General features: G+C 50.0%; 13 protein-coding genes. 3 read left to right on the forward strand and 10 right to left on the reverse strand.

Going from position 1 to position 12438, the window contains the following annotated elements; genetic code table 11:
• Positions 1-8: 8 nt before the first annotated feature.
• From ACLBLI_RS12875 to ACLBLI_RS12885, 3 genes are read right to left on the reverse strand one after another with little or no spacing between them, the layout of a single operon-like run.
• Entirely contained in the window at positions 9-1133 is a 1125-nt protein-coding gene (locus ACLBLI_RS12875; RefSeq protein WP_414828004.1) for a hypothetical protein, read from the reverse strand.
• On the reverse strand, positions 1126-1755 hold the full coding sequence (locus tag ACLBLI_RS12880) for a prepilin-type N-terminal cleavage/methylation domain-containing protein (protein WP_414828005.1): 630 nt from the start codon (positions 1753-1755) through the stop codon (positions 1126-1128). The genes ACLBLI_RS12875 and ACLBLI_RS12880 overlap by 8 nt, the downstream gene beginning before the upstream one ends.
• Positions 1743-2267 carry a GspH/FimT family pseudopilin gene (locus ACLBLI_RS12885; protein ID WP_414828006.1) on the reverse strand — a complete coding sequence of 175 codons (525 nt, stop codon included), beginning with the start codon at positions 2265-2267 and terminating at the stop codon, positions 1743-1745. The genes ACLBLI_RS12880 and ACLBLI_RS12885 overlap by 13 nt, the downstream gene beginning before the upstream one ends.
• A 144-nt stretch (positions 2268-2411) precedes the next feature.
• On the opposite strand from ACLBLI_RS12885, the gene ACLBLI_RS12890 reads away from it, so the two are divergent.
• Positions 2412-2798, forward strand: a complete 387-nt coding sequence (locus ACLBLI_RS12890) for a type IV pilin protein (protein WP_414828007.1) — start codon at positions 2412-2414, stop codon at positions 2796-2798.
• A 158-nt stretch (positions 2799-2956) separates the two neighbouring features.
• On the opposite strand, the gene ispH is transcribed toward ACLBLI_RS12890, so the two are convergent.
• The 7 genes from ispH to ACLBLI_RS12925 form a co-directional block, all read right to left on the reverse strand.
• A complete protein-coding gene (gene ispH / locus ACLBLI_RS12895; protein WP_414828008.1) occupies positions 2957-3901 on the reverse strand; it encodes a 4-hydroxy-3-methylbut-2-enyl diphosphate reductase in 945 nt (314 codons plus the stop codon).
• Between the two features lie 9 nt (positions 3902-3910).
• Entirely contained in the window at positions 3911-4369 is a 459-nt protein-coding gene (gene fkpB / locus ACLBLI_RS12900) for an FKBP-type peptidyl-prolyl cis-trans isomerase (RefSeq protein WP_414828009.1), read from the reverse strand.
• A 15-nt stretch (positions 4370-4384) separates the two neighbouring features.
• Positions 4385-4903: a signal peptidase II gene (gene lspA, locus ACLBLI_RS12905; RefSeq protein ID WP_414828010.1), complete on the reverse strand. Its 519-nt coding sequence runs from the start codon at positions 4901-4903 to the stop codon at positions 4385-4387.
• On the reverse strand, positions 4896-7715 hold the full coding sequence (ileS, locus tag ACLBLI_RS12910) for an isoleucine--tRNA ligase (protein ID WP_414828011.1): 2820 nt from the start codon (positions 7713-7715) through the stop codon (positions 4896-4898). The genes lspA and ileS overlap by 8 nt, the downstream gene beginning before the upstream one ends.
• A gap of 78 nt (positions 7716-7793) precedes the next feature.
• A complete protein-coding gene (ribF, locus tag ACLBLI_RS12915) occupies positions 7794-8729 on the reverse strand; it encodes a bifunctional riboflavin kinase/FAD synthetase (protein WP_414828012.1) in 936 nt (311 codons plus the stop codon).
• Positions 8730-8817: 88 nt separating this feature from the next.
• On the reverse strand, positions 8818-10377 hold the full coding sequence (gene murJ / locus ACLBLI_RS12920) for a murein biosynthesis integral membrane protein MurJ (protein WP_414828013.1): 1560 nt from the start codon (positions 10375-10377) through the stop codon (positions 8818-8820).
• Between the two features lie 110 nt (positions 10378-10487).
• Positions 10488-10919, reverse strand: a complete 432-nt coding sequence (locus ACLBLI_RS12925; protein ID WP_414828014.1) for an HPP family protein — start codon at positions 10917-10919, stop codon at positions 10488-10490.
• A 211-nt stretch (positions 10920-11130) separates the two neighbouring features.
• Here ACLBLI_RS12925 and rpsT point away from each other — a divergent pair, with 211 nt between their 5' ends.
• On the forward strand, positions 11131-11394 hold the full coding sequence (gene rpsT / locus ACLBLI_RS12930; RefSeq protein ID WP_218311895.1) for a 30S ribosomal protein S20: 264 nt from the start codon (positions 11131-11133) through the stop codon (positions 11392-11394).
• 184 nt (positions 11395-11578) lie between these two features.
• Positions 11579-12379 (forward strand): UDP-2,3-diacylglucosamine diphosphatase, encoded by an 801-nt coding sequence (locus ACLBLI_RS12935; RefSeq protein WP_414828015.1) that lies wholly within the window; start codon positions 11579-11581, stop codon positions 12377-12379.
• The last annotated feature ends 59 nt before the right edge of the window (positions 12380-12438 follow it).

Genomic DNA, 12438 nt, shown 5'->3' on the forward strand with positions numbered 1-12438 from the left:
TACTACCCCTAAAAGTCACGCCAGCTCCCCGGCACAATCGCTACTCTCTGAAACGCATCATTTTCCTGCAGCCCTGCCAGAACGTCAGCATCATACACTGAGTTATAAGTACCATTGGCATGCCCCACGGGGTGATTTGATGCCACTACACCGTTGACCCGTGCGCCACCAATCATATTGAGTTCAAAATCAGCAACCGTGGACGGCTTACGAAATGAAAACACCATGCCATTAATCTCCGCACCGCCGTTCATAGACAAGTCTCCATCGGTAACAACCAATATGACCGGATCATCTGCGCTACCCACAATGACATTCGAGTTAAGTGAGCAGTCACCGTCTATCCAAATCAGTCCCACAGAATTTGGCCCTAATGCGCTGCAGTTGGTGTACAACTCTTCTGCCTCAGAGCGCAGCACTGGCCACTCTGTTTCAGGGACGTTAAATAAATATTCCATGAGGTCATCCGGAAAATTCGGATCATTGTCCAGAATATCTAAATCCTGAAACCCTTTTTCTGAGTATGGAGAGCTGCTGCAACTACCGTCACTGAATTCCTGTAACCCGCATGTCGTCCCGCTACCATTATTCATGTCGACATCTAAATCAGTCCAAATCGAAAGCGGTACCCCTTCACCACCGCCATTTGGGTTTGCTGCTACCTCGAAATTACCACCGACATCCAGGCCTCCTGCCACAATAAGGGGCACGTCGGGGGGATTAGCCAGAATGGAGTATTGGATAGCTTGCTGCGACTGTACGACTGATGACAACCCATCAGGAGAACTGCCGGTAGAAGTGAGTGTGATCATTCGTAATACTGCGGAATCACGCAAGATAGTCTGTCTGACACCGGAAACCGTGAAGGTGCCCTGTGCAGGTAGCGTATCAGTAATCGCCGTGCCATCCCAATCAGGATCTTCGCTAAGCCGGCTTAATCCATGGGAAAGACCGGCTTCCGCCGTGCTGAACGCCATCTGATAGTTTTGTGTATTCAGTAGGATCTTATGCTCAAAAGACTTTATTTTACCGGTAGATAAGGTCACCAGCGTGACAAGCACCAGTAGCAGTAACACTGCCGTGAGCATCACCATGCCTGACTGACGTTGTGGTAAAGCGACACCATTAACCATCGTAATTTCTCACCAGAATTTCTGTCGTAAACTGCCTGGAGACATCGTCATTGGTCACCAGTTCTGCCTGCATATTCAGGGTAATTGTCGTCGTTGGAATCCCATTTTCGATGGTTTGCCCCATCACGAAAGTCAGCGCATCAATTGACACCACGTCCGGGTCGGTGAGCGTGAGCCAGCCGTTTTCCTCACAGGTAGCAACGCCCTGACGGATTTCAACCGTATTCTCCCGCAATCTGTAGCCAAAATTTTCGCCGTTGGCGCCGCCATCCAAAACCCCGTTATTATTGGCATCATAGGAAAACAGGATACAGCTGTTGGCCGCCTCCCCCGCCAATGCACTGATAGTGATTGAGTCTGCAAAGGGGGATGGGTTTGCTGCGGGGTCACTGAGCATGTCCAGCGTATCCCCGGAGTAACCGGCCCGGCGTATATCCCGAACCATTAGCGATAAGACGTTCGAGGTTTCTTCGTTCACTCTGGAACTGGCAATCAGGTTTGCGTTGACCCCAATCCCATATCCCACTAATGATGTTACCGCAGTCAGTGCTGCAACACCCAGCGCCATGCCAAGCAGCACTTCGATAAGGGTAAGACCTTTCTGTTTGCTTATAGTGCGCATGGTTCGTAATTCCCAAGATCGCCGGCAACAACACATATACTCACCCGGCCAACGTCATTTAATGACAACCTGGCCGTTCTGTTACCATCATTGAATTCCAGGGTACCGGCACTACCAATGCTCAGACCTCTGGTACCATCAAAGACTGCCTGATCATCGGCGCCAAAATTCACGTTCTGCATCTGAATATGTGGAAAATCTTCACTGCTGAGCACCTGCTCGACCCCGTCAACCGTGCAACTTGCGGCGACGTTGCAGTCGCAGTCTCCCTGATCGGTAGTGCCGATGCACCACCCTGCGTTATCAGAAAAGTCGACGAGAATGTCTGAGGACTGTCTTACCGCATGACTCCGCGCCTGCTGAAGCGCGAAATAGCTGTTCTCTACCGCGCCAGACAGCGCCAGATTGCGCTGCGCGGTGAGTATCGAGGGGGCACCGAGCGTCACCACGATAGCGACAATAGCTATCGTGATCATCAATTCAAGCAATGTTAACCCTTTTTGGCGCTTCACTGTTCCACCCATACCTTCGAATAAAACCTGAAACCTTACTTTCGTAAGGAATGGACTATATTTATGCCATCAGACTAATGATGGTCTTTGAAATATAGTAAGTGAAATTTATCTTAACCAACGTATCGGAAGTGATGATCACGTATGAAGCAGCAAGAATATAACCAGAATCAAATGGGTTGGACGCTCGTTGAGCTAATGATTACCGTTGCCATAGTGGGCATTATTGGCGCGATTGCGGTGCCCAGCTATATGGAGCATATTCGTGAATCCCGACGTACAGATGCCAGAACCGAGCTCATGCAGCTTAAGATGGAGCAGGAAGCTTATCGGCTGGAGAACAACAGCTATGCTTCCGCAGCACAACTTGGCGTAGCCCCAACCGAGTTCTATACCTTTTCTGTTAGTAATGTCAGTGCGACTACGTACACTCTGGTCGCCACGGCAAAGGGCGCGCAGCTTAAAGACACCGCCTGCACCACCATTAACTTAGATCAGTCGATGAACAAGACGCCGACAGAATGCTGGTAGGAGGCGGTAGTGTTGCTGCACTTAATTCATCCTATGCAGTAGCCCAGAACCAACGGTGACACGTTAAGAGGGCTGCGGCAGCTGACAGCGGCAAACGCCATCTCACAAAAAAGGTGAACTCGCGTTCACCTTTTTCCAATATAGACTGCCTGACAACACTACCCGACTTGTTTCACTCGCAACTCTTTGGGTACAGCAAACTCAACGTTTTCTTTTCTGCCTTCTCTTTCCGTCGCTTTCACAGCGCCCAGCGAAAGCAGGTGGTCCACTACGCCTTTTACGAGCACTTCCGGTGCTGATGCGCCAGCGGTGACTCCTACGTGCTCAACGCCCTCAAGCCAGGCCGGCTGTATGCAGTTAGCATCGGCAATGAGATACGCTGTCGCCCCCACTTTTTCGGCCAGCTCCCGCAAGCGATTAGAGTTAGAACTGTTCTGTGCGCCAACCACCAGCAATATGTCACAGTCGTTAGCCAGTTCACGCACTGCATCCTGCCGGTTCTGCGTCGCGTAGCAGATATCGTCTTTCCGTGGTCCCTGAATGGCCGGAAAACGCTCACGAAGCGCATCAATCACATCGGCGGTATCATCTACTGACAATGTGGTCTGGCTGCAATAGTAAAGATGTTCGGGATCTTTCACGGTTAACCTGCCGACATCCGCTTTTGATTCAACCAGATAGATCCCACCTTCGGGGTTATCATACTGCCCCATGGTGCCTTCTACCTCTGGGTGACCCGCGTGACCAATCAGGATACATTCGGTGCCTGTCTTGCTGGCACGGGTGACCTCCATATGTACTTTGGTCACCAGTGGACAGGTTGCATCAAACACTTTCAGTCCACGGTTGGCTGCTTCGTTACGCACCGCTTGTGACACACCGTGAGCAGAAAAAATCACGATACAGTCATCCGGTACCTCATTAAGTTCGTCGACAAACAGCGCGCCCCGCTCCTTGAGACCGTCCACTACAAACTTATTGTGTACTACTTCATGACGTACATAAATGGGAGGTTCAAACATCTCCAGCGCCCGTTCAACAATAGTGATTGCACGGTCTACACCCGCACAAAAACCGCGGGGATTGGCCAGATGGATTTGCATATTATGCTCCTACGCGTCCGCCGTTCGCAGGCGAATATCAATAATTTCTACGTCAAAAATAACTGTTTGCCCGGCTAGCGGATGATTAAAGTCCACAGTAACAGAATCGCCTGCCACACTGCGAATAATTCCAGGCACTTCGGCCCCACCCGGTTGGGTAAAAGCCAGGATCATTCCTTCTTCAATCTTTAAGTCAGTATCAAACCGGCTGCGATCCATGTAATGTATGTTATTCGGATTAGGCATGCCGAACGCGTCTTCCGGCGCCAGCTTGAATGCTTTCTTGTCACCCTTGCTAAGCCCCATCAGGCACGCCTCAAAATTCGGCGTAAGACTGCCGTCACCAATCACCATCTTGGCAGGTTTGCTATTCACGCGGGTGCTGTCGGCGGCTGAACCATCTTCGAGTTTCAGATCAAAATGCAAAATCACTTCACAATTTTCGCCTACACGTAATGCGTCTGTCATATCAGTTCCCGTTTACTACTCACCCGCCGGGCTATCTGAGGCGGTTTGTTTATTCTCACGATTTACAAACATATCGACAATCAGCAGCGCCGCACCGATAAATATTGCGCTGTCAGCGATATTAAATGCCGGCCAGGACATATTGTTAATATGAAAATCGAGAAAGTCGATTACATAACCATGGACTACACGATCATAAACGTTACCCAGCGCCCCACCTAAAATAAACGTGAACGCCACTGGCAGTAGACGCTGTTGCTTAGGTGACTGCTTCAGCCACCATAAAATCATTGCGCTGACCGCCACGGCTATGGCTGTGAAAAACCAGCGTTGCCAGCCCCCTGCGGTATGCAGAAAGCTAAATGCCGCACCATAGTTATGAACATAGGTAATGTTAAAAAATGGCAGCACTTCAATAGAATCATATAACTTCATGCTGCCTGTAACGGCGTACTTAGTCCATTGGTCAAGCACAAAAACAATGGCGCTGATCCACAGGAAACGCAAGCCGGTGCTGCTGATAAGCTTAGGCATAATGACGCACTTCCCCTTTGCCATCGACGTTGGTTACGCAACGTGAACAAAGTTCAGGGTGGTTACTGTCATTGCCGACATCGGTTCTGTGATGCCAGCAGCGAACGCACTTCTCGCCTTCGCTTTTACCAACTTCAATCCACAAGCCCTCGATATCGGTTGCCTGCGCCGACGCGCTTTTCTCTGACTCGGTGTGCAGCGACACGCCGGAAGTAATTAACACAAAGCGCAGCTCATCTTCCAGCTTAGCCAGGTCATTACGTAATCTATCGTTGGCGTACAGTGTAATGTCGGCTTCAAGAGAGCCGCCTAAACGGCCGTCTTTACGTGCCTGTTCCATTGCCTGGTTAGCCGCATCTTTAACTTTCAGTACTGTTTCCCAGTAGGCATCGCTGAAGGTATCATCAGCGGTGAAGGCCGACAGGCCCTCATACCAGGTTTCGGTAAATACAAATTTCGCACGCTCGCCGGGGATTTCGTCCCAGATTTCCTGTGCGGTAAAGCTGGTGATTGGCGCCATCCAGCGCACCAGCGCTTCTACAATATGGAAGAGCGCTGTCTGACACGAGCGACGGGCATTGCTGTCCTGCTTCGCGGTGTACTGACGGTCCTTGATGATATCCAGATAAAACGAGCCCAGTTCAATTGAACAGAAGTGCATCAGCTTCTGGGTCACCACCAGCAAATCATATTTTTCATACGCGGCTATCAGTTCCTGCTGCAGTGCATTCGCACGCGCCACAATCCATCTGTCCAGCGCCACCATCTCTTCTGGTTTTACGGCATCAGCCGGGGTAAACCCGTTCAGGTTTGCCAGCAGGAAGCGCGACGTATTACGCAGACGACGGTAGCTGTCCGCAGCTCGCTTGAGAATCTCATCAGACACCGCTATTTCACCGCGATAATCGGTTGATGCTACCCAAAGGCGCAGGATGTCGGCACCAAGTTTATTGGTAACTTCCTGAGGCGCGACCACGTTCCCCAGCGATTTCGACATTTTCTTGCCGTGCGCATCCACTGTGAAGCCGTGAGTCAGCACCTCTTTGTAAGGCGCATGACCATGCATAGCGGTGGACGTCATCAGCGATGACATAAACCAGCCACGGTGCTGATCCGATCCTTCCAGATACAAATCGGCTGAGGCCGGAATGTCGTCACGGCGATCGACGACAAAGTAGTGAGTGACGCCCGAATCAAACCAGACATCCAGGGTATCCAGCACTTTTTCATACTGCGCAACGTTGTCGCCCAGCAGTTCGGCATCATCGATATCCCACCATGCCTGAATACCCGATTGCTCCACCTTAAGGGCTACCTGCTCTATCAGTTCAGAGGTATCAGGATGCAGTTCACCGCTCTCTTTGTGCACGTACAGCGGAATCGGCACGCCCCAGGTTCGCTGACGAGAGATACACCAGTCAGGTCGGCCTTCAACCATTTTTTCGATTCGATTCTGCCCCCAGTCCGGGATCCACTTAGTTTGCTTGATTTGTTCCAGCGACGCATCACGCAGACCGTTTTTGTCCATACTGACAAACCACTGCGGCGTGGCACGGAATATAATCGGCGTTTTGTGGCGCCAGCAGTGCGGATAACTGTGTTCGTATTTAATGTTAAGCAGCAGATTACCTTTCTCAGCCACCGTCTCGATAATGGCATCATTCGCTTTAAACACAAACTGACCACCAAACAATGGGGTATTGTCCAGATACACCCCGTTATTGCCTACCGGATTATACACTTCAATGTTATAGCGCTTACCTACGTTAAAGTCGTCCACACCATGGGCCGGTGCAGTATGTACGCAACCGGTACCAGACTCTGTGGTTACGTGGTCACCGAGAATAAGAGGAACCGTGATATCCAGAAACGGATGATTAACTTTCAGCGTATCCAGTGATTCGCCCAGGCAAGTAGCGACTTCACGGAAGTCTTCCACGCCATAGCGGGTCATACAGCTTTCCAGCAAATCCTGAGCAACGACAATCCACTCGTTAGATGGCTTTATTTCCACCAGTGAATAGGTCAGTTCTGCATGCAGGCTGATGGCGCGGTTAGCTGGCAGCGTCCAGGGTGTGGTCGTCCAGATTGCTACACCGGCCTTGTGTGCGATTAAATCATCAGCGCTCACGCCAAACGCATTTGCAATAGCGTCTGTGTCTGCGACAGGGAATTTCACGTCAATCGCCGGGGACACTTTGTCTTTGTATTCGACTTCCGCTTCGGCCAGCGCAGAACCGCAGTCTGTACACCAGTGAACCGGTTTAAAGCCCTTTTCCAGGTGACCGGAAGAGACGATTTGTCCTAATGCACGGATGATGTCGGCTTCTGAGCGAAAATCCATGGTTTTGTAAGGGTTATCCCACTCGCCAAACACGCCAAGACGTTTGAAATCAGCCATTTGTCCGTCAATTTGCTTTTGCGCGTAATCACGGCACTTCTGACGAAATTCGGCGGCGGTAACTTTGTTGCCCGGCTTACCGACTTTTTTCTCAACCATGAGTTCGATGGGAAGACCATGACAGTCCCAACCTGGAACGTAAGGCGCATCAAAATCGGACAGGGTCTTAGACTTTACGATGATGTCTTTGAGGATTTTATTGACCGCATGACCAATATGAATATCACCGTTTGCATAAGGAGGGCCGTCGTGAAGAATAAACGGCTTTTTGCCGGCTTTCGCTTCACGAATTTGCTTATACAACCCTTCATTATTCCATGCTTTCAGCATATCCGGCTCACGTTTGGCCAGGTTACCGCGCATCGGAAAAGGCGTTTCCGGGAGATTCAGTGTGGCTTTGTAATCACTCATAAACTTGTTTTATCCATCGGCTTTGCACGCTATTGGCAAAGCATTTCTTTTTGGCAAATTATGGGAGCTGCGAGCGTATCACAGCGACGTTCTGGCTCGTAAAAAAAGGCGCGCATCCTGTGCGTCTTTTTGAATCTGTTGTTTTAAATCATCGAAGGAGTCGAACTTCACTTCGTTGCGTAATTTTTTCAACGGGAATACATCAATCGATTGTCCGTAGATGGATTCATCAAACTCAAAAAGGTGTACTTCCAGTTGATTGCGTTCACCATTAACGGTAGGTCGCGTTCCCACATTGGCGACGCCATCGTACATCTTTCCAGCCACCGAGACTTTCACCGCAAACACTCCATTTATTGGGGCCCGACAACGTTTTAGCAATACGTTAGCCGTCGGAAATCCGATAGTACGTCCTTTCTTCTCACCATGGACAACCCGTCCACGAATAGAGAATGGCCGACCTAACATTTCTTCTGCACGTTCAAATAACCCGCTATCCAGTGCTTCTCTGATAGCCGTTGAGCTTATCCGGCAATCATCCATTCGAAAGCTTTGTGTGCTGACGACCTCAAAACCATACTTTTTACCGGCTTCTACCAGCATGGCAAAATCGCCCTCGCGCCCTTTTCCAAAGCGAAAGTCGTCTCCTACCACAAGAAATTTCACGCCCAGCCTGTCCACCAGCAAATGGTGGACAAATTCATCAGCACTCTGACTGGCAAACTCACGGTTAAATTTTACCGCCAGCAGACGATCCACGCCCTGCTCTTTTAACAGCAGATATTTCTCTCGCAGCGGACTCAGCCTGGCTGGTGCAACCTGCGGGGTAAATACCTCTTCCGGCTGAGGTTCAAACACCATCACGGTAGCAGGTAACTGAAGTTCACGTGCCTTGTCTTTCACATTAACCAGTACCGCCTGATGTCCTTTGTGCACACCATCGAATTTACCGATAGTCAGTACGCAACCGCTATGTTGTGGCCGGATGTTCTGCAGGCCGCGGATAAATTCCACTGTGTAATACTGCCTCTGATTTGAAAAATTACGTAAAACGACAAAGCCCGCGATTATAAACGACACGGGCAGGAATACCAATGCTCAGTTAGCCACCGATAGCGCGGAAATGTCGCGGCCTTGCTCCCAGTATCAGCAGCACCAATCCAAACACACCAGCAGCCAGCAAAATTGTAATCGCCACATTCAGGATCTGGGTAGTCAGATCCAGGGCGTAAAATGCGTCTCCCTTATCTCGATACAAAATAAGCGCCGCCATTGCGGTACAGGCGATCAGGATGCGCAAAACAAACAACACCGTATCCCGGCTAGCGCTGAACACGCCCTGCTTATGCAGCGTGATGTACAGCAGTACCGCGTTCATCGTGGCCGACATACTGGTAGCAATCGCCAGACCAATGTAGCCATAAGGTATCGCCAGCACTACATTAAACACCATATTGGCAACCATGCACCAAATCCCGAATTTGACCGGTGTTTTGGTATCCTGGCGGGAGTAAAAACCGGGCGCGAGTACCTTCACCAACATAAAGCTGATAAGGCCAAAAGAATATGCCGTCAGCGAGTACGAGGCCATTCGTGCGGTTTCTGCGGTAAATGCGCCGCGTTGGAAAATCACTGTCAGAATCGGTTCAGCCATCGTCCCCAGCCCGACCGCCGCGGGGATCCCCAACACACAGACCATTCGTACTGCCCAGTCCATATTGCCGGAAAACGCAGCAGGATTCTTCGCCACATGATTACGAGATAAGGTGGGAAGAATAACGGTGGCGATAGCAATACCGAACAAACCCAGCGGGAATTCCAGTAATCGGTCTGAATAATACAGCCAACTGATAGAACCGGTCATCAGGAAGCTTGCAATGAAGGTATCAAACAGCAGATTGATTTGACCCACCGACACACCGAACAGCGCCGGGATCATCAGCGTTCTGACTTTCACTACATGGGGATCGTGCCAGCCCCACTTCGGCTTGACCAACAGGCCAGCACGAAACAAAAACGGCAGCTGGAATAACAGCTGCACAATACCGCCCACAAATACGCCCCAGGCCAGCGCATAGGCTGGTTGGTCGATATTCGGCGCCATATACACAGCGAACGCAATGATACATACGTTCAGCAATACCGGCGTAAATGCGGCCACCGCAAACTTGTTCAGAGTATTAAGAATCGCCCCTGCCAACCCGGTGAGGGAGATAAATGCCAGGTAAGGAAAGGTAATTTTCAGCATGGTCGAGGCCAGTTCGAACTTCTGACCATCCGGCTCGCCCTCCCACCAGGCAACAAACCAACCGGTTCCAAACAACGCTGCCAGCACCGGCGAAGCGATGACTCCAAGTAGTGAGACCACAAACACAATAGCCCCCAGCGTACCGGATACTTTCGCGACGAATTCCCGTAAATCGCGCTTGTCGTCCTGCTGATGAACTTCCGTCAACACCGGAATAAACGCCTGTGCAAACGCGCCCTCCGCAAACAGCCTGCGCAAAAAGTTTGGAATTTTATTGGCAAAGAAAAAGACGTCGGCAGCAGCACCGTCTCCCATCAGACGAGCAACAACGACATCCCGCGCCAGGCCAAGCACACGTGAAACCAGCGTCATCAGACTGACCACCAGCCCCGATTTAATTAACTTCCCTGACACACAAGCCCTTATTACTATGCTGACGCGGCCACGTCAGCGTACCGCAAATCATTCAAGAGGAGGAATATCGCCAGAGCTTGTGTCGCCACTTTCCAGGACGTGATATCCGGTTAGAGTTCGAGTTGCTCCAGCAACGAGACTGATAATTTAACAAAATCTGAGGAAGTCACAATCCCTGAAAGCTTTCCATCTTCGCCGATAACCGGCAGACAGCCATGCTTATTATTGAGGAAAAAAGGCGCGACGTCACTGACTGACTCTGTCGGAGATATAGTATCAAAGTCAATTACGGCAATCTCCATGATGCTGGTTTGCTCCTCATACGCGTCGATATTTTTCACACCATAAAGATTCATCAGACTAATCACTTTTGCTATCATACTACGCTGCGTCACGATCCCCATAAGCATTCCAGTGTCAGAATCGACTACCGGCAGGTGTCTGATTCCCTGGGTTCTTGTGGTATCATGCGCAGTACGCAACGTATCGTGCGGTGTCAGAGTAATTACCGGTGATGTCATAATATCGGCGATAGTGATCATGGATTGCTCCTTTGACTTGTGTCGTCCTGAAACAGTGGCTTGCACAACATAATAGACCAATCCAGACACCTAAAACGTTGATGTCACGCAAACAATCTTTCTGTAGCAGAGAAAATTGTGGTTGTCATGCAAAACTGTTTGACAAATGTTCGGTGACTCGGCATACTCCGCACCCTCGTTTTTGACATGAATTTATTTTGGGAGTTACACCTTGGCTAACATTAAGTCTGCTAAGAAACGTGCAATTCAAGCCGAAAAGCGTCGTCAGCATAATGCCAGCCGTCGCTCCATGACTCGTACAAGCATCAAAAAAGTAGTAGCGGCTATCGCTAATGGCGACAAAGAAGGCGCGCAAGCTGCATTCGCTTCTGCTGCTCCGATTCTTGACAGAATGGCAACCAAAGGTTTGATTCACAAGAATAAAGCTGCTCGTCACAAGAGCCGCCTGTCTGCGCAAATCAAAGCGCTGGGCTAAGCTTTTTCAAGCAGTTAAAAAAGCACCTCCGGGTGCTTTTTTTGTGTCCAAAACTCGCGCCTCACCAGCCCTGATGTCACCAGTTCGTCAAGCAACCTTCATGGAACCGTCAAGCGAGCGTCACTGAACTGTCAAGTAGCCTGCCTATAGTGTCCTTCCAAAGTCATTACTTTGGGACGCCGCCATGAAACGCACCTTCTATCGCTCGCTCTGGTTATCTGACATCCACCTTGGCAATAAAGACTGTAAAGCTGACTATCTCCTTCATTTTTTGCATCGAATCGACGTCGACACGCTCTACCTCGTAGGTGACATTGTCGACATGTGGGAAATGAGCAGGCAGTTTCGCTGGCCTGCCTCACACAACAAGGTTATGCATAAACTGATGCAAATGAGCCAGCAAGGGACTCGTGTTGTTTATTTGCCGGGAAACCATGATGCGCCTATTCAATCCTATTCCGGAATGGCGTTTGGGGATATCGAAATAGAGCGTGAGCTGGTGCACACCACTGTTCAGGGAAAAAAGTACCTGGTATTGCACGGCGATCAGTTCGATGCCGATGTCACGTTGGGGAAATTTCATGCCTGGATAGGTGACAAGGCTTACGACCTTCTGCTGTTCTTAAATCGTTGGTTTAACCGTTTTCGGCAATGGCGTAAACGCGAATACTGGTCACTGGCAGGCTATATCAAAAAGCATATTAAAGGTGCCAATGATGCTATTGCCCGCTATCGCAGTGCATGCTGTGACAAAGCCCGTGACATGCAGCTCGACGGTGTAATTTGCGGGCACATTCATCATCCGGAAAGCCTTATAGAAAATGGTATTCACTATGTTAACGACGGTGACTGGATAGAAAATTGCAGCGCACTTGCTGAGGATGCTGAAGGAAACCTGTCACTCATTTACTGGCTTGAAGCAATAAGCCATACCACCAATGTTTCTGCCATTAATCCTGAGAGCTCAACATCGAAAGCAGCCTGATTTCTGGTAGTTGCATTCGGCATGATATTGGACCAGAGCAGCGGGCGAATGCCTGCTGT

The organism is Alteromonas sp. H39, assembly GCF_047556435.1.
Taxonomy (GTDB): domain Bacteria; phylum Pseudomonadota; class Gammaproteobacteria; order Enterobacterales; family Alteromonadaceae; genus Alteromonas.

Coding starts and splice junctions, on each gene's coding strand:
- ACLBLI_RS12890 (WP_414828007.1), top strand. CDS start 2,412: ATGAAGCAGCAAGAATATAACCAGAATCAAATGGGTTGGACGCTCGTT.
- ispH (WP_414828008.1), bottom strand. CDS start 3,901: ATGCAAATCCATCTGGCCAATCCCCGCGGTTTTTGTGCGGGTGTAGAC.
- ACLBLI_RS12880 (WP_414828005.1), bottom strand. CDS start 1,755: ATGCGCACTATAAGCAAACAGAAAGGTCTTACCCTTATCGAAGTGCTG.
- ACLBLI_RS12935 (WP_414828015.1), top strand. CDS start 11,579: ATGAAACGCACCTTCTATCGCTCGCTCTGGTTATCTGACATCCACCTT.
- ileS (WP_414828011.1), bottom strand. CDS start 7,715: ATGAGTGATTACAAAGCCACACTGAATCTCCCGGAAACGCCTTTTCCG.
- fkpB (WP_414828009.1), bottom strand. CDS start 4,369: ATGACAGACGCATTACGTGTAGGCGAAAATTGTGAAGTGATTTTGCAT.
- ACLBLI_RS12875 (WP_414828004.1), bottom strand. CDS start 1,133: ATGGTTAATGGTGTCGCTTTACCACAACGTCAGTCAGGCATGGTGATG.
- lspA (WP_414828010.1), bottom strand. CDS start 4,903: ATGCCTAAGCTTATCAGCAGCACCGGCTTGCGTTTCCTGTGGATCAGC.
- ACLBLI_RS12925 (WP_414828014.1), bottom strand. CDS start 10,919: ATGATCACTATCGCCGATATTATGACATCACCGGTAATTACTCTGACA.